We start from the raw sequence: 20,581 nt of genomic DNA, 5'->3' as shown, positions 1-20,581 counted from the left end.
TCGGGCGTTCCTACGCCCGCGGCACCGGCAGCACGTCCGCGCTGAGCGCGGCGGCCCCCGCGCTCGCCCGGGTCATCCGGCGCCGGTGGTGGCGCCGGCACAGCACCTCGTAACCGACCTCGTCCGGGATGCCGTCGATGTCGCCGATGACCACCTGGGCACCCTCGACCACCATCACCCCGCCGACCGTACGGGCGTTGTGGGTGGCCCGCGCGCCGCACCAGCACAGCGCCTCGACCTGGAGGGTCTCCACCCGGTCGGCGAGTTCGATCAGCCGCTGCGAGCCGGGGAAGAGCCGGGTGCGGAAGTCGGTGGTGATGCCGAAGGCGTAGACGTCCAGGTCCAGGTCGTCCACGATCCGGGCCAGTTGGTCGGTCTGCTCCGGCGCGATGAACTGGGCCTCGTCCAGCACCACGTAGTCCACCCGGCCGCCGCGGCTGAGCACGCCGACCACGTACTCGTACAGGTCCATCCCGTCGGTGACCTCCACGGCGTCGGTGACCAGGCCCAGCCGGGAGGAGAGCTTGCCCGCGCCGGCCCGGTCGTTGCGGGTGAATATCACCGACTGGAGGCCGCGAGCGGTGCGGTTGTGGACGATCTGCAGGGCGAGGGTGCTCTTGCCGCAGTCCATGGTTCCGGAGAAGAAGACCAGCTCGGGCATGGGTGGGGCGACGGCCTTTCGGAGGGGACGGGTTCGGGTGGCGCGTACTGGCCGGCGCGCGCCCGCGGTTGACGGGCGCGCCGGCGTACGGGACCGGGGCGCGCGGTGCTTCAGGAGCGTACTTCCAGCAGCGGGACCAGTTGTTCGACGGGTGCCAGCGAGCCGTGCAGGCCGACCATCTTCGACTCCCCCGGCTCGGTGGTCGTGGCCACGATCGCCATGTCGTCGCGCGCGACGGCGACCACGTCGCCGATCCGGGGCAGCACCCTGCGTTCGGGGTCGGGGCCGAACCAGCCCGCGGCGACGGCCTCGTCGCGGCCGGCCACCCACATCCGGTCGCCCAGCACCTCCCGCCACACCGCCAGCACGTCGGCGGTGGCGCCGGGCACCGCGTAGACGTGCCGGGCCCGCCCCTCGCCGCCGAGCAGCGCGACGCCGGCCCGCAGCTCCCAGTCCTCGTCGAAGTCGATCCGGGACTCCTCGTCGAAGGGGACGTCGAGCATGCCGTGGTCGGCGGTCACGTACAGCGCGCTGCGCGGCGGAAGCTGCTCGGCCAGCCGCCGCACCAGCCGGTCCACCAGGCCGAGCTGCCCGCGCCAGGCGTCCGAGTCGACGCCGTGCCGGTGGCCCATGGCGTCGAGTTCGCTGTAGTACGTGTAGACCAGCGCGCGGTCGGCGGCGGCCAGCCGCTCGGCGGCCAGGTCCATCCGCTCCTCGCCGGTGAGCCGGCCGAGGAAGGTGCCGCCGGACAGGGCGACCCGGGTCAGCGGGGTGTGCTCGAAGCCGGGCGAGGAGACCTGGCTGGTCTCGATGCCGGCCGCGTCGGCCAGGCGGAAGACGGTGGGGTGCGGCTGCCACACCGAGGGCGAGGTCCACGGCTGCCAGCGCAGCTGGTTCATCAGCTGCCCGGTCTCGGGGTTGCGGGCGGTGTAGCCGGGCAGCCCGTGCACGCCGGGCGGCAGGCCGGTGCCGACCGAGGCGAGCGAGGTGGCGGTGGTGGCGGGGAAGCCCGCGGTGAGCGGCCGGCCGGTGCCGCCGCGCGAGGTGCCCAGCAGCGAGGTCAGGTACGGGGCCTGCTCGGGGTGGCGCAGCAGCAGCTCCCAGCCCAGGCCGTCGACCAGGAACACGCACACCCGGTCGGCGGGCTCGAGCGCCAGGCCGGTCGGGGGCATGCCGGGAATCGCGAGGCCGGCCACCGCGGCCGGGATCACGTCGCTGAGCGCGCCCGTGCCGTACTCGGGCACGGGGGCGGTGAAGGGGTCGAGCGGCGCGGGCGCGCCGGTGTCCATGTACGGCAGGGCCATCAGTCGGCGGCCGCTGTCGCCTCGGAGAGCGCCTGCGCGAAGGCCAGGGTCTGGCGGACGGTGTCGGGGCCGTCGCCGGTCTCGCTCACCCGCAGCGAGAGGTCGTCGGCGGTGGAGGAGCCGGTGTAGCCGTGGTCGGCCTCGCAGTTGGGGTCGCCGCAGGCCGCGGGCTCCAGGTCGATCCGGGAGACCGCGCCCCAGCCGATGGTGAGCACCACCTCGCGCGGCAGCGTCCCCGGCGTGTACGACTCGGGGTTCGCGACCACCCGGCTGACCACGACCGACGAGATCCGGCCGATCTTCACCGATTCGGTGGAGGTCGTCGCGTACGGCGTCGGAGAGGTGTCGTCGGCCGCCTGCTCGTCGGTGTGGCTGACGATGAAGCGGCTGTCGGTGAGGACCAGGACCGTCACGTGGCGGCGCACTTCGTTGGCGTCGAAAGTGGTCTCCTGATGGACCAGGTAGGAGGAAACCGGCTCATTGCCCACGGCGGCCTCAACGGCCTCGGCCACCAGGGTGGGGTAGTAACCGCTGCGCTCAATGGCCGTGCGCAGGCCCTGCGTACTCGTACCGGTCTTCGCCATGCGGACCATCCTAATGGCGTGACGCGGTACGGCTCCGGACGAGGGAGAACTCTTCCGCGCGGTTGGCCCTCGCGGGGCAGTCGGCGGGCGGTCGGCTGGCGGTCGGGGGCGCTCGTGGGGCGGTCCGGCCGGTCCCGGCGGCGATTCGATCAGGACTTTTCGGATCATTCAGACGTGCTCGGAGTCGGACGGAGCTGTTCGGAGCCGGTCCGGATCGGGTTCGGAGCTGGCACGGAGCTGGTACGGATCCGATGCAAGCCTGATCAGACGGCCGACAGGGCGCGCGGGCCCAGGTCGGTGCGGGCCGGCGGGCGGGCCAGCCGGACGGACGCGCCCAGTACGGACAGGCCGTGCGCGGCGACCACCACCGGCTCGAGGTCGATCGCGACCACCTCCGGCAGGTCGTCGGCGAGCAGCGAGACCCGCAGCAGCAGCTCCTCCAGGGCGGCGGTGTCCACCGGTTCGGCGCCGCGCCAGCCGAACAGCAGGGGCGCGGCCCTGATCGAGCGGACCAGTTCGGCGACGTCCCGGTCGGTGGCCGGAACCAGCCGGTGCGCGGTGTCGCCGAGCAGCTCCGAGGGCACCCCGGCCAGCCCGAAGGAGAGCACCGCGCCCGCCGCGGGGTCCACTCCGGCGCGCACCACCGTGTCCACCCCGCGCGGGGCCATGGCCTGCACCACCGGCAGCAGTTCGGCGGGCTTGCCGAGCCGGGCGGTCAGCTCCTCGTAGGCCCGCCGCAGGTCGTCCGGGCCGGCCAGGTCCAGCCGCACCCCGCCGAGGTCGGCGCGGTGCCGCAGGTGGGGGGCGGTGGTCTTCAGGGCGACCGGGTAGCCGAGCCGGACCGCGGCGTCCAGCGCGGCCTGCGGGTCGGGCGCGGGCAGCGCCTGCCGCACCCGGATGCCGTACCGGCCGAGCAGGACCGCGGCGTCCTCCGGGGACAGCTCGACCCCGGAGTCGGGCGCGTCCGCGGGCAGCATCCGCCGTACGTCGTCGGCCGCGTCGTGCTCGCGTACGTCGTCGAAGTCCGGGATCCGGCCGGGGTCGGCGGCCGTCGTCCGCCACGCGGCGTAGGCGACGGCCTCGGCGAGCGAGCCGACCGCCCGTTCGGCCGCGCGGTAGGCGGGGATCCGGGAGCCGGGGCCGGGGGCGGCCAGCCGGTCGCCCATCGCGTCCAGGGCGAGGTGGACCACGACGACGGGCTTGCCGCCGCGGTGGGCGGCTTCGCGCAGGGCGGCGGCGAGGGCGGGGTCGTCTCCGGCTTCGGCGTCGGCTTCGGCGTCGGTCTCGGGGTGGGATTCGGGGCCGGTTCCGGGGTCGGTCTCGGGGTCGGAGGGGTCTGCGCCGGAAGCGGGGGCGCTTCCGGGCGAGGCGGCGCTGGCGGGTGTCGCGGCGCTTGCAGGCGCCAGGTCACTGCGGGCGGCCGGGTCCTCGGGCGCGGTGTCGCTGCCGACCCGGGGAATGGCGGTGACCACGACCGCGTCGCTGCCCGGGTCGGCGAGGGCCTCGCGCAGGGCGGCGGCGAAGTCGGCGGGGGTGGCCGCGGTGGTCAGGTCGCGCGGGGCGGACGGGTGCAGGCCCGCGGTGAGCGCGGCGTCGTAGGTGACCACGCCCAGCGACTCGGAGTTGCCGAGGATCGTGACCCGGTCGCCGCGCGGCAGCGGCTGGAGGGCGAGGAAGAGCCCGGCGTCCAGGAGTTCGGTGATGGTGTCCACCCGTATCACGCCGGCCTGGCGGAAGAGGGCGGAGACGGTGGAGTCGGGGATGCGGGTGACCGGCACGGTGTGGCCGGCCGGCACCGACCCGGAGTGCACCGCGCCCTTGACGACCACCACAGGTTTGCACGCGGCGGTCCGGCGGGCCAGCCGGGTGAACTTGCGCGGGTTGCCGAAGGACTCCAGGTACATCAGCACCGCATCGGTGTCCGGGTCGTCCTGCCAGAACTGGAGCAGGTCGTTGCCGGAGACGTCCGCGCGGTTGCCGGCCGAGACGAAGGTGGACGGGCCCAGGCCCCGGCGGTGCAGGCCGGAGAGCAGGGCGATGCCGATGGAGCCGGACTGGGTGAACAGGCCGAGCCGGCCGCGGTGCGGCATGCCGGGCGACAGGGAGGCGTTGAGCCGGACCTCGGAAGCGGTGTTGACCAGGCCCAGGGCGTTCGGGCCCATCACCCGCATGCCGTGGCCGCGGGCCTGGCGGACCAGTTCGCGCTGCGCCGCGCGGCCGGCGGGCCCGGTCTCGGAGTAGCCGGCGGTGACCACCAGCAGGCCGCGCACTCCGGCCTCGCCGCAGTCGGCGACGGCCTGCGGCACCCGGTCGGCGGGCACGGCCAGCACCGCCAGGTCCACCGGCGCGCCGGCGGCCCGTACCGAGGGGTGGCCGGGCACGCCGTCGATCACGGTGCCCGCCTCGGGAAAGGCCTGGTTGATCGCGTACAGCCGCCCCGTGAAGCCGCCCGCCACGATGTTGCGCAGCAGCGTACGGCCCACACCGCCGAGGCGACGGCCGGTGCCGACCACGGCGACGGACTGCGGCCGCAGCAGCCGCTGCATGGAACGGGCCTCGGCGCGGTGCTCGCGGGCCCGCATCACCTGGAGGGACCGGTCAGTGGGTTCCAGGTCCAGTTCCAGGTGGACCACGCCGTCGGCGATGCTGCGCCGCTGGGTGTAGCCGGCGTCGGTGAAGACCTTGACCATCTTGTGGTTGGCGGGCAGTACCTCGGCGACGAAGCGGAGGATGCCGCGCTCGCGGGCGACCGCGGCGATGTGCTCCATCAGCGCGGAGGCCACCCCGCGGCCCTGGTGCTCGTCCTGGACCAGGAAGGCGACCTCGGCCCGGGTCTCTCCGTTGCCGGTGGCCGGGCGGTCGTCCGGGCCGATCCGGTCGTAGCGGACGGTCGCGATGAACTCGTCGCCCACCGTAGCGGCCAGTCCCACCCGGTCGACGTAGTCGTGGTGCGTGAACCGGTGCACGTCGCGGTCCGACAACCGGGGGTAGGGGGCGAAGAAGCGGTAGTACTTCGACTCGTCCGAGACCTTCTCGTAGAAGTCGACCAGTCGCCCTGCGTCGTCCGGGCCGATGGGCCGGATGTGGGCGATGCCGCCGTCGCGCAGGACGACGTCCGCCTCCCAGTGCACGGGGTACGGGTGAGCCGCCTGCTCGGTCATGGGCCCAGCGTAAGGCGGTGCGCCAGGCTCGCGCGGCAGGTGGGGCAGGGGGCAGTCTGGGTACGGTTCGCGGTCACCGGTGGTGGCGGGCGGGCGGCCCGTCGGCCGCAGGCGCCCGCGGCCCCCGATTACCGGACGCCGGACCGACAACTGAATCACGACCGGATCACCCGCGCCGACCGGCATCGGTCGGCAGCGACTCGCGAAGGGCAGCAGCATGGCAGAGCGCCGCGTCACCGTCGGCTGGGCGGAGGGACTTCACGCCCGCCCCGCGTCCATCTTCGTCCGAGCGGCCACAGCGGCCGGAATGCCGGTGACGATCGCCAAGCCCGGCGGCGTCCCCGTCAACGCCGCCTCGATGCTGGCCGTCCTCGGGCTGGGCGCCAAGAGCGGCGAGGAGATCGTGCTCTCCTCGGACGCCGATGGCGCCGAACCCGCCCTGGACCGGCTGGCCCGGCTGGTCGCCGAGGGGCTGGAGGAACTGCCCGAGACGGTCTGAGCCGACCCGAAACGGTCTGAAGCGGTCTGACACCGTCCGAAGACTGTCCGAGACCGCCTGAGAGTGTCCGCGGGCGATTCCGTACAGCTTTCCCCGGCCATTCACCGTACGATTCCGGACGCCGCATCGAGTACACCTCGGCCGTGGGCAGCGGAATTCAGCGGGGTCGGACAATCCGCCACGGATTGCCCGGCCCCGCTTTTTCACAATTAGCGGAGCCGCAATTCTACGACCTTGTATACGGTGCGATTGTTAAGCACGGCGGCGTACCGCGTTTACGGGATGTTTCAGGATCCTCACCGCGGTGCCGCGTTCCACATGGACGGCGGCCAGCCGGCGGGCCCGTTCGGCGTCGCCGCGGGCGACCGCGTCGGTGATGGCGGCGTGCTCGTCCCAGGACTCGCCGGCCCGGGCGCCGGCGGCGTCGCCGTACACCCAGGCGATCTTGTGCCGGAGCTGGGTGAGCAGCGCGGCCAGTGTGGGGCTGCCGGAGGCCTGCGCCAGCGTCTCGTGGAACCAGCCGCTCAGCGACGGCAGATCGGACAACTGGCCCTGGACAGCGCGTTCCTGACCCAGCCGGACCAGTCCGCGGAGCACCTTCAGGTGGGCCTCGGAGCGGCGCTGGGCGGCCCGCGCGGCGCCCAGTGGTTCCAGCAGGCCGCGTATCTCCAGCAGGTCGGCGGCCTCCTGCTCGGTGGGCTCGGCGACCGAGGCGCCGGCGTGTCTGCGGGTGCGGACGAAGCCCTCGGACTCCAGGGTGCGCAGGGCCTCGCGCACCGGCACCCGCGAGACGCCGTAGCGCTGCGCGAGCAGTTCCTCGGTCAGCCGGGTGCCCGGCGGGAAGAAGCCGCCGACGATGTCGTCGCGAATGGCCGTACACACCACTTGCGCCGAGATACGCCGCCCCGAGCCGTCGGTCCCGTTCACCATTGAATCCGCATCGCAGGCTCCATTCTTTCCCCTGCATTGTGCCGGACTCTATTCCAGCATGCCGGAGAATGGGAAAGCAGCCCCGTCATTAAGGGTTTGATTACGGACACGCCGGGCTGTTCCGGGCGCGGGCGCCGGGTGCGCGGCGGATGCGCGGCGGTCGGGCGAGGGCCGGCGGCAGGCAGTGGGCGGACCGCGGGGAGGGGCCCGGACACGGCGGAACCCCGGCGCCACGTGGGCGGCCGGGGTTCCGGGGACATGCCGTGCCGGGCCGGGGTCCGGGTCCTGGACGGGCCCGGGGCCGGATCAGGTGACGATGGTCACAGGGCCGATGCCCAGCTCGCGCACCGGGTCGGCGATCTTGGACGCGTCGCCGACGAGGACGGTCACCAGGCGGTCCAGCGGGAAGGCGTTGACCACCGCGGCGGTGGCCTCCACCGTGCCGGTCGTGGCCAGCCGGGCGTAGAGGCTGGCCTGGAAGTCGTCCGGGAGCTGCTGTTCGACCTGGTCGGCGAGGGTGCCGGCCACGGCGGAGGCCGTCTCGTACCGCAGCGGGGCGACGCCCACCAGATTCTGCTCGGCGACGTCCCGCTCGTCGTCGGTCAGGCCCTCGGCGGCCAGGGTGCGGATGACCTGCCAGGTGTCGGCCAGGGCCGGGCCGGTGACCTCGGTGGCCACCGAGCCGCTGATGGCCAGCAGCGCGGCGCCGGTGCCGTCGGCGGAGGACAGCAGCACCTGGGCGAAGGCCCGCACGCCGTAGGTGTAGCCCTTCTCCTCGCGCAGCACCCGGTCCAGCCGGGAGGTGAGGGTGCCGCCCAGGCAGTACACGCCCAGCACCTGCGCCGCCCACACCGGGTCCTGCCGGTCGGCACCGGTCCGGCCGATGAGGAGCTGGGTCTGCACCGCGCCCGGCCGGTCCACGATCACCACCCGGGCGGAGTCGTCGGAGGTGACGGCCGGGCGCGGCAGCGGCTCGGCGGCGCTGCCGGTCCACCGGCCGAGCGTGGCGTCCAGCAGCGCGGGCAGGTCGATGTCGGTGAAGTCGCCGACCACGACGGCGGTGGCGGTCGCGGGCCGCACATGGGTCAGGTAAAACGCCTTGACCGCCGCCGCGTCGATCCGGCGCACGGTCTCCTCGGTGCCCTGCCGCGGCCGGGAGGGGCGCGAGTCGGCCGGGAAGAGCTCCTTGGACAGCGCCATGGCGGCGCGGCGGGCCGGGTTGGCCAGCTCGTGCGGGATCTCGTCGAGCCGGTTGGCGACCAGGCGCTTGATCTCGTCGTCGGGGAAGGCGGGGGCGCGCAGCGCCTCGGCGAGCAGGCCGAGCGCCTTGTCCAGCCGGGAGGCCGGCACTTCGAGGGAGACCCGCACCCCGGGGTGGTCGGCGTGCGCGTCCAGGTTGGCGCCGCACCGCTCCAGTTCGGCGGCGAACTCCTCGGCGGTGTGCTCGTCGGTGCCCTCGGAAAAGGCGCGGGCCATGATGGTCGCCACGCCGTCCAGGCCCTCGGGCTCGGCGTTCAGCGGCGCGGCGAGCAGCACCTCGACCGCGATGACCTGCTGGCCGGGGCGGTGCTTGGTGAGCAGCGTCATGCCGTTGGACAGGGCGCCGCGCTCAGGCGCCGGGAAGGCCCACGGCTTCGCCTCCCCCGGCTGTGGCTGCGGGTGGAAGGTCATGGTCACGGTGTCGCTCACTGCTCGGCGCCTTCTTCCTCGTCGTCCCCGTCCTCGCCGGACTCCTCCGCCTGCTCGCCACCGGTCGGCTCGTACAGCAGCACGGCCCGGTTGTCCGGCCGCAGCCGCGCCTGGGCGACCGCCTGGACCTCCTCGGGCGTGATGGACAGCACCCGGTCGACGGCGGTGAGCGCGAGCTGCGGGTCGCCGAACAGCACCGCGAACCGGCACAGTTCGTCGGCTCGGCCGCCCACGGTCGCGAGCCGGTCCAGCCACTCCCGTTCGAGCTGCGCCTGCGCGCGCTCCATCTCCTCCGGGGTGGGCCCCTCGGCGGCGAACCGGGCCAGCTCGTCGTCCACCGCCGCCTCGATCACCGGCAGTTCGGCGCCGCTGGACGCCTTGATGTCCAGCCAGCCCAGCGACGGCGCCCCGGCCAGCCGCAGCAGGCCGAAGCCGGCGGTCACCGCGCTGCGGTCGCGGCGCACCAGCCGGTTGTGCAGCCGGGAGGACTCGCCGCCGCCCAGCACCGTCAGCGCCAGGTCCGCGGCATCACCCGCACGAGTGCCGTCCTGCGGCAGCCGGTAGGCGGCCATCATCGCCCGGGAGGGCACGTCCTCCTCGATGACCTCGCGCAGTTGCCCGCCCACCACGTCCGGCAGCGAGCCGTCCCGGGGCTCGGGCTTGCCGTCGTGGTTGGGGATGGTGCCGAAGTACTTCTCGATCCAGGCGAGCGTCCGCTCCGGGTCGATGTCGCCGACCACGGCGAGCACCGCGTTGCTCGGCGCGTAGTAGGTGCGGAAGAACGCCTGGGCGTCCTCCAGCGAGGCCGCGTCCAGGTCGGCCATCGAGCCGATCGGGGTGTGGTGATAGGGGTGGCCGTCGGGGTAGGCCAGCGCGGTCAGCCGCTCGAACGCGGTGCCGTACGGCACGTTGTCGTACCGCTGGCGGCGCTCGTTCTTCACCACGTCCCGCTGGTTGTCCAGGCTCTCCTGGTCCAGGGCGGTCAGCAGGCTGCCCATCCGGTCCGCCTCGAGCCACAGGGCCAGTTCGACCTGGTGGGCGGGCATGGTCTCGAAGTAGTTGGTGCGCTCGAAGCTGGTGGTGCCGTTGAGCGAGCCGCCGGCGCCCTGTACCAGCTCGAAGTGGCCGTTGCCCTTGACGTTGGCCGAGCCCTGGAACATCAGGTGCTCGAAGAGGTGGGCAAGGCCGGTGCGGCCCTTGACCTCGTGCCGGGAACCGACGTCGTACCAGAGGCAGACGGCCGCGACCGGGGTGAGGTGGTCCTCGGAGAGCACCACCCGCAACCCGTTCCCCAGGCGGTGCTCGGTGGCTGTGAGGCCGCTGGAGTGTGCCTCCGGTGTGGCCGTGTGACCCATGGGCAAGCTGTCCTTCCGGTCGCGTGCGGGTGACTGCGTAGAGTGCTGCCACTCTAGGCAAGCGAACGGACCTCCGGCGAAGTTCCCTGTGGACAACGCGCTCGTGCCGGGTCGTGGTCCGCCTTGTCGGTCGTGCGGTCCACAATGGTCCGCGTCACCCGAGCGCGGCGACCCGGGAGCGGCAGCCCCGCGAGCACGAGCGCCGCAGGAATCGAGCAGTACCCGCAGAACAGCAGAAGGAGCGCAGCCGAGATGGCCCGCCGCAGGAGCAGTACGCCACCGCCTGACGATTTTGAGGAGCGCATCCTCGACGTGGACGTCGTGGACGAGATGCAGGGCTCCTTCCTCGAGTACGCGTACTCGGTGATCTACTCGCGCGCCCTGCCCGACGCCCGCGACGGCATGAAGCCGGTGCACCGCCGGATCGTGTACCAGATGAACGAGATGGGCCTGCGGCCCGAGCGCGGCTACGTCAAGTGCGCCCGCGTCGTCGGCGAGGTGATGGGCAAGCTGCACCCGCACGGCGACTCGTCGATCTACGACGCCATGGTGCGCATGGCCCAGCCCTTCTCCCAGCGCCTGCCGCTGGTCGACGGGCACGGCAACTTCGGCTCGCTGGACGACATGCCGGCCGCCATGCGCTACACCGAGGCCCGCATGTCCGGCCCGGCGCAGTTGATGGTCGAGTCGATCGACGAGGACACCGTCGACTTCGCGCCCAACTACGACGGGCAGGAGCAGGAGCCCGCCGTCCTGCCGTCGGCGTACCCGAACCTGCTGGTCAACGGCTCGTCCGGGATCGCGGTCGGCATGGCCACCAATATGCCGCCGCACAACCTGGGCGAGATCGTGGCCGCCGCCCGCCACCTGATCCGCTACCCCAACGCGGACCTGGACGCCCTGATGCGGCACGTCCCCGGCCCCGACCTGCCCACCGGCGGCAGGATCATCGGCCTGTCCGGCATCCGCGACGCCTACGCGAACGGCCGCGGCACCTTCAAGATCCGCGCCACGGTGGCGGTCGAGGACGTCACCCCGCGCCGCAAGGGCCTGGTGGTCACCGAACTGCCGTTCAACGTCGGGCCCGAGAAGGTCATCTCCAAGATCAAGGACATGGTCGGCTCGAAGAAGCTCCAGGGCATCGCCGACGTCAAGGACCTCACCGACCGTGAGCACGGCCTGCGGCTGGTGATCGAGGTGAAGAACGGCTTCAACCCCGAGGCCGTGCTCGAGCAGCTCTACAAGCTGACGCCGATGGAGGAGTCCTTCGGCATCAACAACGTGGCCCTGGTGGACGGCCAGCCGCTCACCCTGGGCCTGAAGGAACTGCTCGAGGTCTACGTCGACCACCGCTTCGAGGTGGTGCGCCGGCGCAGCGAATTCCGCCGCACCAAGCGCCGTGACCGGCTGCACCTGGTGGAGGGCCTGCTGGTGGCCCTGGTCGACATCGACGAGGTCATCGCGATCATCCGGGCCAGCGAGAACGCCGCGCAGGCCAAGGAGAGCCTGATGGAGCGCTTCTCGCTGTCCGACGTGCAGACCCAGTACATCCTCGACACCCCGCTGCGCCGCCTGACCCGGTTCGACCGGATCGAGCTGGAGTCCGAACGGGACCGGCTCACCGAGGAGATCGCGGACCTGACCCGGATCCTGGAGTCCGACACGGAGCTGCGCAAGCTGGTCTCGGCGGAGCTGGCGACGGTGGCCAAGAAGTACGCTTCACCCCGCCGCACCTTGCTGCTGGAGTCGGCGGACACGCCGGTCACCGCGGTGCCGCTGGAGGTCGCCGACGACCCGTGCCGGGTGCTGCTGTCCTCCACCGGGCTGCTGGCCCGCACCGCGACCGGCGAGGAACTCGGTGACGGCGGCGGCAAGCGCGCCAAGCACGACGTGATCGTCTCTGCCGTGCCCACCACGGCCCGCGCCGACGTGGGCGCGGTCACCTCGGAGGGCCGGCTGCTGCGGCTGTCGGTCATCGACCTGCCGATCCTGGCGCCCGCCACCACCGGGCCGACCCTGGCCGGGGGCGCGCCGCTCGCCGAATTCCTCTCACTGCACGACGACGAACGCGTGCTGTGCCTGACCACCCTCGACGAGTCCTCGCCCGGCCTGGCCCTCGGCACCGAGCAGGGCGTCGTCAAGCGCGTGGTGCCGGACTACCCGGCCAACAAGGACGACCTGGAGGTCATCACCCTCAAGGAGGGCGACGCCGTGGTCGGCGCGGTCGAACTGCACACCGGCGAGGAGGACCTGGTCTTCATCACCGACGACGCCCAACTGCTGCGCTACCCCGCCACCCAGGTACGGCCCCAGGGCCGCCCGGCCGGCGGCATGGCGGGCATCAAGCTCGCCGAGGGCGCCAAGGTGATCTCCTTCACCGCCGTCGACCCGGCCGTCGACGCCGTGGTCTTCACCGTCGCCAAGGCCGAGGACACCCTCGAAGGCCCGGGCGAGGGCACCGCCAAGCTCACCCCCTTCGACCAGTACCCGCGCAAGGGCCGCGCCACCGGCGGCGTCCGCTGCCAGCGCTTCCTGCGCGGCGAAACCGGCCTCCTGCTCGCCTGGGCCGGCCCCACCCCCGCCCGCGCGGCCACCGCCTCCGGCTCCCCCGCCGAACTCCCCCCGAAGGACCCCCGCCGCGACGGCTCTGGCGTCCCCCTGGCCAAGCCCATCGCCACCCTGGCCGGCCCGATCTGAGCCCAGCGCTTCTCTTTGCCGACCCGCGCATCCCCTGCCCTCCCCGTCTCCCACGGGAGCAGGGGACGCGCGGGCCGGGGGTCGGCTTGGGGCACGGGGGAGACGGATTCCGCCCTGCTCGGGGAACGTGCCCCGAAGGGGCGCGACGAACTGCATGGGCCACCAGTACGAGGAGACGATCGGGCAAAAAAGAGCAACCACCTCACCCGGACCGCTCAAACCCGCACCCCGCAAAGGCAATGCCCCTTGGGGGACCCCCGAAGGGGCGCGAGGAACTGCGCGCCAAGCCACATCCCGCAGACGGCCGGGCACAACGCATCGGCCACCCCGCCCGGACCGCCCCACCCCAACCCCGGCGAACCCGCACTCCACCGGGCGAACCCTCGGAGCCCCCGTGAACCCCACCCCGTGCAGCCGCGCCTCCTCCGAACTGGCGGAGCCGCTCGCCGGCACCGCAGCCGTCGCGCGGACCTGGCTGCTGGTCGAGCAGCCGGGCCCGTGGGGCGCGAAGGCGCTGACCGCCAGCCACTTGGACCCGGAAACGGGCCGGGCCCTGGACCGGGCGGCCGACGGCACCGGCGTACGGGTCGCCCTGATCCGCCGCCCCGGCCGCCACGCGGACCTGCACCGGCCCGGCCGTCACCGGGTGATCGTGGCCCATACCGCACCCGGAGCCACCTGGATGCGTACCGCCGAGGTCGCCGACCCCGCCGAACTGACCGCCCTGGACTTCGCGGCCCTCGGCGCGGGCTCCCACGGCGGATTCGGCGACGCGCACGCCGGGCCACCCGTCATCGCGGTGTGCACCAACGGCAAACGCGACCGCTGCTGCGCCCTCTACGGCCGCCCGCTCGCCGCCGAACTCGCCTCCTCCGGCGGCCTGGACGTCTGGGAGATCACCCACCTCGGCGGCCACCGCTTCGCCCCCACCGTGGTCGTCCTCCCGTACGGCTATGCCTACGGCCGGGTCGATAGCGGCCACGCCAAGGACGTCGTCGAGGCCGCCCGGTCCGGCCGGATCCTGCCGTACGGCTGCCGCGGCCGCTCCGCCTGGGACCGCCCGGGCCAGGCCGCCGACCTCGCCGTACGCGCCATGGCCGGCGAGGACCGGGCCGCCGCGGTGACCGTGACCGGTACGGAGGACGTCCCCGGCGGCTGGACCGTCCACGTCGCCCACGAGGACGGCCGGGCCTGGCGGGTCGCGGTGACCAAGGCGGTCGCGGAGCCGCCGCGGCCCGAGAGTTGCGGCGCGGTGCCGGGCACCCCGGTCCGGATGCAGGTCACGACCGTCGAGGCGGTCCCCGCGCCCGCCGGGTGACTACGCCGCCCCCGCCCCGGTGAGCGAGCGCACCTCGGTCTCCGCGTACGCCCCCTCGTCCGCCGCCTCCCGCGAGAACACCGTGCCCACCCACCCCGCCAGGAAGCCGAGCGGAATCGAGACCAGCCCCACCCCGATCAGGCCGATCTCCCACACCGCCGACCGCCGCGCCGAACGCGCCGTCGGCACGGCGTAGAACCGCGACAGGATGTGCGGCAGCCCCGCCGTGCCCAGCACCAGCGCGAGCCCGAGGCTGATGAAGTCCAGCCGCGAGGCCCAGCCGCCCCCCCTACTTCAACCCCGGTGCCAGGAACGCCCGTCCTTGCCCACTGCCGGTCTCCGCCGCCCGCAGCAACTCCCCGGGATTGCCGTGGAACCGCATCAGCACCATCGCGGTCAGCGTGATCGCCCCACCGATCAGCAGCACGGTCTTGACGATCTGGATCCAGGCCGCTTCCCCCCGAACGCCACGTAATCCACCATCAGCCCGCAGACCCCGACCACGGTCCAGGTCCTGACCGCCGTGCCCTGGGCACCGATCAGCAGGCCCACCAGGCTGCCGGCCCCGACCATCTGGGCCACCAGCTACAGCACCGACACCGTCACCGACGCCGCCCCTGCCGCGACCCGCACCCGCACCCGCATCCGCACCGACAGCACGTCCGCCAGTGTGTACCGCCCGCAGTTGCGTACCAGTTCGGCCACCAGCATCAGCACGACCAGCCACGCCACCAGGAAACCGACCGAGTACAGCAGCCCGTCGTACCCCAACAGCGCGATCAGCCCCGAGATCCCCAGGAACGACGCCGCCGACATGTAGTCCCCCGCGATCGCGAAGCCATTCTCCATCGGGGTGAACAGCCGCCCTCCCGCGAAGAACTCCACCGATGACCTCCGCCGCCGCCCCGCCCACACCGTGATCGCCAACGTCACCGACACGAACACCGTGAACAACGCCACCGCCGGCCACCGATGCCCGGGCCCCGCCTCCTCCGCCAGCACCCACCCGGCCGCCGCGCGCCCGGTCAACGCACCCGCTCCCGTCCCCTTCCGGTCGCCAACGTCCACCACAACTCCAGCGCCGCCCGGTCCCGCCGCAACTTCGCGTGCCGTGCATACGCCCAGGCCAGCAGGAACGTCGTCACGAACTGCGCCAGCCCCGCCACCATCGCCACATTCAGCTCACCGGCTACCCGATGGGCCATCAACCCCGGCACGGTCGTCGCCGCCACCACATACAGCAGGTACCAACCCACGAACCCCCCACCACCGGAAACACGAACCTCCGGTACTGCCCTCTCACCTCCCGAAACGCCGCACTCCGCTGCACCCTCCGGTACACCGCCACCCGATCCCGTTCCACCTGCTCCCGCTCGGCCCGGTCGAGCACGGTCCGATCGAGCACGGTCCGATCGAGCACGGTCCGATCGAGCACGACTGGCGGAACTTCCAACTCCCCGGCCCGCTCGCCCCCGAGGTGACCGCCACCGAGGCCCGTGGGCCCACTGCCGCTTCCCGCCACGGGTCCTCCACCCGCAGCATCCCCGGGTCTCCCCCACCGTGCTCGTCCACCGCAATCTCCTCGTTCCACGGGCCGACGCATGCGCCCAAGCATGGACAGAACGGGAAGATCCAGATTTACCAAGCCGAAACCATTACCCCATCAGGTGATTCCATGCCGATACGCATATCCGACCGCCTGCGCCCGGTCCCGCACCCCCGTCTTCGCGAACAAGTTGTTGATGTGCGTCTTCACCGTCGCCATGCTCACGTGCAGCCGCTGGGCGATCTCCGCATTGGACAAGCCCTCCGCCACGAGGGCGAGCACCTCCGCCTCCCGCGCGGTCAGCCCGTCCGGCAGTTCCGCGGTCACCGACCCCGCCGGCCCTTCCACCGGGCCCCCGGCCGTGAACGCGTCCAGCACCCGTATCTGCACCGCCGGACTCAGCCCGGCCCCTCCGGCCGTCACGTCCTTGATCGCCCGCGCGATCTCGTCCGCGGTCGCGTCCTTCGTCAGATAGCCCCGGGCCCCGGCCCGCAGCGCCGCGAACACCGAGTCGTCGTCCGCGAACGTGGTCAGCACCACCACCTGCGTCCCCGGATGCTGCGACCGGATCCGCCGGGTGGCCTCCACCCCGTCGCACCGCGGCATCCGCAGATCCATCAGCACCACGTCCGGCCGGTGTTCGGCCACCAGCCGCACCGCCTCCTCCCCGTCCGCCGCGGCCCCCACGACCTCCATCCCGTCCAGCAGGCCGACCAGCATCGCAATCCCCTCGCGCACGACCGTCTGGTCGTCCGCGACCACCACCCGCGTCACGCGGGCACCCGCAAGCGCACCACGAATCCCTCCTCGACCGGTCCCGCGTCCAGCACACCTCCCAACAACTCGGCGCGCTCCCGCATCCCCCGAAGACCGTAGCCCGATCCGGAGGCCCCCAAAGAGTTGTCCACAGGCCCACTTCCGCCGAAGTCCCGGAACTCCAACTCCACCTCCCTCGGCCGGTACTCCAACCGCAGCGCGATCTTCGCCCCCGGCGCGTGCTTGCGCACATTCGTCATCGCCTCCTGCGCCACCCGCCGCACCGCCAGGCCAGCCTCCGCGGGCAGCCCCCGGGACGCCCCCGTCACCACGAGTTCGGCCCCCTCGGCGGCGACCATGTCGCGCAGGAACTCCTCCACCGGCGTCAGTTCCCCGCGCAGCGCCGACAGCGCCTGCCGGGTCTCCGCCAGCCCCTCCCGGGCCATCCGGCGCGCCGCCACCACCCGGTCCAGCACCTCCTCCTTCTCCGCACCCCGCTCGATCAGCAGCCGGGTCGCCTCCAGATGCACGGTCTGCGCCGACAGACTGTGGGCCAGTACGTCGTGGATCTCCCTGGCGATCCTTGCCCGTTCGGCCAACGCCGCCGACTGCGCTTCCGCCTTGCGGGCCGCCCGCTCCTGCTCCAGCAGCCGCTGCATACTGCCGCGGGCCTCGGCGTCCAGCCGCACCGTGTACCCGCCCAGTGCCAGCCCCACCGACGTGAGCGTGGCGACCAGCCAGTTGTCGCCGCTGTCCAGCGCTGCGAAGGAGGTCAGCGAACCGCCGGCCAGCACCACCGCGGTCGCCAACGGCAGCCTTTCCACCGCCAGCACCGCCGAGCCACACCACAGCATGCTCGCGGCGACCGGAGCACCCACCCCATGAGCCACGGCCCCGCCCGCGATCAGTACCGCCACCAGACCGACCGAGGGCCACAGCCGGTGGTCCAGGGTCGTCCGGAAGTACAGCCACACCACGGCGAACGCGACCAGCAGGCCCAGCACCGCGCCCATCGCCTGCCACGGGCCGAGATCGCCGCGCGAGACGACGGCCCACACGGCGCCGCCCATCAGCACCAGCCGCACCCCGCGGCCGATGCCCAGCCGTGTCGGCGACCGGTCCCTGCGGGTCAGCGCCTCCCGCGACGGCCAGGATGTCCAACTGTTCATGAAACCGTACGGTACGTCGGCGCCGGCTTCAGAGCCTGGGCCCGCCGGACAAGCACTCCCGCGCGTATGAGCAGCGTCACGGCCACCGCGATCAGAACCGAGCCGGAATCCTGCCGCACCCCGAGCGCGCGGGCCGTCCCGTACAGCCCCACACGTATCGCGATGCCCGCCGCCCACACGGCTATGGTCGCCCTGGTGCCCTGGGACCACACCGAGCCGTCCTCGTCGGTCCACATCCTGGTGGTGGTCGCCCAGACCGTGCCCATCACGGCGCCCACGATCAACTCCGCTATGAGCAGGGCCAGCGCCGCACCCCGGTGGTGCGGGTCGAGCAGGCCGCCCTGACGGATCGCGAGGACGATCAGCGCGGCGGGGATCAGCCACCACCGGCCCCCGGCCAGCCGGCGCGGCCTCGTCTGGCGGGCGATGACCAGGCCGATGACCGCGAGGATCACCAGGGCATTGACCAGACCGGACATGACGAACGCCTCCGAAGCGTGCTGTGACGACTACCGACGGTCTCGAATTTACGGAGGTAAGCAGCCCGGCGGATCAAGCCCGAGGTGGAAAGATCGCCTCCACCCGCGGGTGGAGAAGCCGGATGACGAGCCCGCCCGGGGTGGACGCCCCGAAACTGACCGCTCCCGCGGTCAGCGCTCGTCCGTCCCCACCGAGTCCTTGCTCAGCACAGCTCTGGGAGCAGCCGTCCCCTGCGCGGGAAGCCCGACAGCGGGAGCCTCCGCCGCGTCCACCTCCGACGGGCTCTCCCCGGTTACGGCCCCACCGTCCCCGTCCCCGTCCTCGTCACCGGCCTCGGCCGTCACCGCCGCGTCCGCCGAACCGACCCCCTCGGGCGTACCGACGCCTTCGGCCGTACCGACAGCGTCGACCCCACCCCCACCCACCGCTTCAAAACCTTCGGACCCCGCCCCTCCCCCGCCCCGCTCGCCCCGAGCCACCCCCGCGCCACGGCCATCACCCGATCCGGAGACCGCCACCTCCCCGTCGACGCCGGAGCCCGGTTCGTCCCCGTCCACCCCCTCCGCCTCATCCGGACCGTCCGCCGCCTGCAACCGCCGCAGCCGCGCCGCGACCGCGTCCGTACGCCGCCGCAATGCCTGGACGTGGGCCGCCCGGTCCTCGTCGGAGACGATCAGCGGCTCGGCCTCGACCACCGGCACACCGCGCTGCTCGGCGGTCGCGAGCAGGCTCTCCCTCGCCGCCTCCACGATGACGAGCGAGGCCACGGCGAACGAGCCCCCGGACAGGGTGCGTTCGCGTCCGAGCAGTCCGCGGTAGACGATCTGCGAGGGGAGGGCGAGTCCGTCGAGGCGCCCGACGGCATCTTCCTCCAGCGCGCCGAGCATCACCGTGGTCAGCGCCTCCGCAGCCTTGGTCACCGCCCATTTGCGGCCGGGCACCGGCGGCAGGAACTCCCGTACCCGGTCGATGTCGTGTTCCAGCGCCGAGGTGGTGAGGACTTCGAACGCGTTGCGAGTACGGATCTCGATGACCTTGTCCCAGTCGATCGCCTCGCCGTCGAAGCCGAGCTGCCGCTGCGACAGTTCCACGGCGCCGAAGCCGTCCAGCAGCCCGAGGGCCTTGCGGACGAGACCCGGCGTACGCGGGTGCCGGCCCAGCAGCGTCCCCACGGACACCTTCCACGGCTCGCCGACCGGCACTGCCGGCGGGGCGACCGAGGCCAGCGCCCGGTAGGCCCATTGCGCCTGGGCCACCTTCTGCCCGCCACGCAGCGCGGCCCGGCCGCCGACGCCGGCCTGCCGTACCGCCTCGCGGGCCACGGACACCGCCCGGCCCCTCAGCCCCTCCTCGTCCGCAGCCATGCCCATGCCCTGCCCCTTCCGTCACAGGCGCCCGGCGCACCCCGGAAACGGCCCCATGTTACGTACGTCCGGGCCTCCCGCCCGGTTCCGCGACCCGCCCGCCACAGTCCTGCGCCGGACACCGCCGCACGTCGGAGCAGGGGGGTGAGTGCCCGGCCTCTGGGCAGGCAGCGCAGACTGTGCGGACAGGTGCGGCAACTCCAGGGAGGTCGGCGGCATGAGAACGTCCGCGCCCCGTGCGCCCGGTACTGCCGGTGCCAGGGTGGCGGAGCCGACGCCCTGGTTCTGGATGACGACGGCCCTGGTGTCGGGCATGGGCCAGACCGCCGCCGACTCCCTGACCCGCCCGCTGGGCCCGGCCTGCGCCGGCGCGCTCGCCCTGTGCGTCCTGGTCGCGCTGCTGACCCTCCAGGCACGGACCTCCCGCTACGTCGCCTGGGTGTACTGGCCCGCGCTCCTGTCGGCGGCCGTCTTCGCGACCATGGCCGCTGTCGCCCTGCACACGGAGGGCGGCCTCGGCTACGAGGTGACCACGCCCGTCTGTTCCCTCGTCCTGCTGACGGTCCTGGCGGTCTGGTACGTCACCGAGGGCACGCTGTCGGTCCCCTGCGTACGGACCCGGCGGCGCGAGACCTTCTACTGGTGCGCGGTGCTGGCCGCCTTCGTCCTCGGCACCTCGGCCGGAAACCTCGCGGCCGCCAGCCTGCCCCAGGGCTACCTGCTGTCCACCGCCCTCTTCCTGGTCCTGATCGCCCTGCCGGCCGGCGGCGTCCTGTTCCACCGCCTCCACACGGTGGCCGCCTTCTGGACCGCCTACGCCCTCGTACGCCCCCTGGGCGCCTCCTTCGCCAACTGGCTGGCCACCCCGTTCCCCGGCGACGGCCTCGGCTGGGGCAAGGTCCCCGTCACCGTCTGGCTCGCGGTGGTCTCCGTCAGCCTGGTCGGCCGCCTGGCCGACCAGCAGAAGGCCTCCGGTCTCCCCCACTCGTCCCGCCCCGCGGACCCGGCGCCCTGAGCCGGTCCGCATCGTCCGGCGCCCACCACCGACCGGCGCCGCGGCCGGTGGTG

At 73.1% G+C, this 20,581-nt stretch carries 15 protein-coding genes and 2 pseudogenes; 4 read left to right on the top strand and 13 right to left on the bottom strand.

The window, feature by feature from the left end; all coding sequences use genetic code 11:
* Nucleotides 1-10: 10 nt before the first annotated feature.
* The 4 genes from ITX44_RS22365 to ITX44_RS22350 form a co-directional block, all read right to left on the bottom strand.
* The gene (locus ITX44_RS22365; protein ID WP_205359101.1) at nucleotides 11-661 is read right to left on the bottom strand and encodes a thymidine kinase; all 651 of its coding nucleotides are present in this window, start codon (nucleotides 659-661) and stop codon (nucleotides 11-13) included.
* 110 nt (nucleotides 662-771) lie between these two features.
* The gene (locus ITX44_RS22360; RefSeq protein ID WP_205359100.1) at nucleotides 772-1,950 is read right to left on the bottom strand and encodes an alkaline phosphatase family protein; all 1,179 of its coding nucleotides are present in this window, start codon (nucleotides 1,948-1,950) and stop codon (nucleotides 772-774) included.
* Between the two features lie 14 nt (nucleotides 1,951-1,964).
* Complete coding sequence (locus ITX44_RS22355; RefSeq protein ID WP_205359099.1) at nucleotides 1,965-2,549, bottom strand: DUF5998 family protein; 585 nt, start codon at nucleotides 2,547-2,549, stop codon at nucleotides 1,965-1,967.
* 263 nt (nucleotides 2,550-2,812) lie between these two features.
* Nucleotides 2,813-5,710 (bottom strand): bifunctional acetate--CoA ligase family protein/GNAT family N-acetyltransferase, encoded by a 2,898-nt coding sequence (locus ITX44_RS22350; RefSeq protein WP_205359098.1) that lies wholly within the window; start codon nucleotides 5,708-5,710, stop codon nucleotides 2,813-2,815.
* Between the two features lie 217 nt (nucleotides 5,711-5,927).
* Here ITX44_RS22350 and ITX44_RS22345 point away from each other — a divergent pair, with 217 nt between their 5' ends.
* Nucleotides 5,928-6,209, top strand: coding sequence for an HPr family phosphocarrier protein (locus ITX44_RS22345; RefSeq protein WP_205359097.1), 282 nt, complete (start codon nucleotides 5,928-5,930; stop codon nucleotides 6,207-6,209).
* A 252-nt stretch (nucleotides 6,210-6,461) separates the two neighbouring features.
* Here ITX44_RS22345 and ITX44_RS22340 read toward each other — a convergent pair whose 3' ends face one another.
* From ITX44_RS22340 to ITX44_RS22330, 3 genes are all read right to left on the bottom strand, one after another.
* Nucleotides 6,462-7,139 (bottom strand): GntR family transcriptional regulator, encoded by a 678-nt coding sequence (locus ITX44_RS22340; protein ID WP_205359096.1) that lies wholly within the window; start codon nucleotides 7,137-7,139, stop codon nucleotides 6,462-6,464.
* A gap of 306 nt (nucleotides 7,140-7,445) precedes the next feature.
* Nucleotides 7,446-8,810, bottom strand: coding sequence for a M16 family metallopeptidase (locus ITX44_RS22335; RefSeq protein WP_205359249.1), 1,365 nt, complete (start codon nucleotides 8,808-8,810; stop codon nucleotides 7,446-7,448).
* A 14-nt stretch (nucleotides 8,811-8,824) separates the two neighbouring features.
* Nucleotides 8,825-10,183 (bottom strand): M16 family metallopeptidase, encoded by a 1,359-nt coding sequence (locus ITX44_RS22330; RefSeq protein ID WP_205359095.1) that lies wholly within the window; start codon nucleotides 10,181-10,183, stop codon nucleotides 8,825-8,827.
* 252 nt (nucleotides 10,184-10,435) lie between these two features.
* Between ITX44_RS22330 and ITX44_RS22325 the strand changes: the two genes are divergently transcribed.
* Together ITX44_RS22325 and ITX44_RS22320 are read left to right on the top strand one after the other, a co-directional pair.
* Nucleotides 10,436-12,880 carry a DNA gyrase/topoisomerase IV subunit A gene (locus ITX44_RS22325; protein ID WP_205359094.1) on the top strand — a complete coding sequence of 815 codons (2,445 nt, stop codon included), beginning with the start codon at nucleotides 10,436-10,438 and terminating at the stop codon, nucleotides 12,878-12,880.
* Nucleotides 12,881-13,274: 394 nt separating this feature from the next.
* A complete protein-coding gene (locus ITX44_RS22320; protein WP_307795431.1) occupies nucleotides 13,275-14,198 on the top strand; it encodes a ferredoxin family protein in 924 nt (307 codons plus the stop codon).
* Nucleotides 14,199-14,300: 102 nt separating this feature from the next.
* Here ITX44_RS22320 and ITX44_RS22315 read toward each other — a convergent pair.
* From ITX44_RS22315 to ITX44_RS22290, 6 genes and pseudogenes are all read right to left on the bottom strand, one after another.
* Nucleotides 14,301-15,197 (bottom strand): annotated as a pseudogene (locus tag ITX44_RS22315) (solute symporter family protein); the annotation flags it as partial.
* 26 nt (nucleotides 15,198-15,223) lie between these two features.
* Nucleotides 15,224-15,540, bottom strand: a pseudogene (locus ITX44_RS41335) (DUF485 domain-containing protein); the annotation flags it as partial.
* Between the two features lie 321 nt (nucleotides 15,541-15,861).
* Nucleotides 15,862-16,518, bottom strand: a complete 657-nt coding sequence (locus ITX44_RS22305) for a response regulator transcription factor (protein WP_205359092.1) — start codon at nucleotides 16,516-16,518, stop codon at nucleotides 15,862-15,864.
* Nucleotides 16,515-17,669 carry a sensor histidine kinase gene (locus ITX44_RS22300; protein WP_205359091.1) on the bottom strand — a complete coding sequence of 385 codons (1,155 nt, stop codon included), beginning with the start codon at nucleotides 17,667-17,669 and terminating at the stop codon, nucleotides 16,515-16,517. The genes ITX44_RS22305 and ITX44_RS22300 overlap by 4 nt, the downstream gene beginning before the upstream one ends.
* Entirely contained in the window at nucleotides 17,666-18,148 is a 483-nt protein-coding gene (locus ITX44_RS22295; protein ID WP_205359090.1) for a CcdC protein domain-containing protein, read from the bottom strand. The genes ITX44_RS22300 and ITX44_RS22295 overlap by 4 nt, the downstream gene beginning before the upstream one ends.
* Before the next feature lie 171 nt (nucleotides 18,149-18,319).
* Entirely contained in the window at nucleotides 18,320-19,519 is a 1,200-nt protein-coding gene (locus tag ITX44_RS22290) for a hypothetical protein (protein WP_205359089.1), read from the bottom strand.
* Nucleotides 19,520-19,775: 256 nt separating this feature from the next.
* Here ITX44_RS22290 and ITX44_RS22285 point away from each other — a divergent pair, with 256 nt between their 5' ends.
* Nucleotides 19,776-20,528, top strand: a complete 753-nt coding sequence (locus ITX44_RS22285; protein ID WP_307795430.1) for a COG4705 family protein — start codon at nucleotides 19,776-19,778, stop codon at nucleotides 20,526-20,528.
* Nucleotides 20,529-20,581 lie beyond the last annotated feature (53 nt).

This window comes from Actinacidiphila acididurans (assembly GCF_016918855.1).
Classification (GTDB): domain Bacteria; phylum Actinomycetota; class Actinomycetes; order Streptomycetales; family Streptomycetaceae; genus Actinacidiphila; species Actinacidiphila acididurans.
This window is presented reverse-complemented; position numbering and strand designations above follow the sequence as displayed.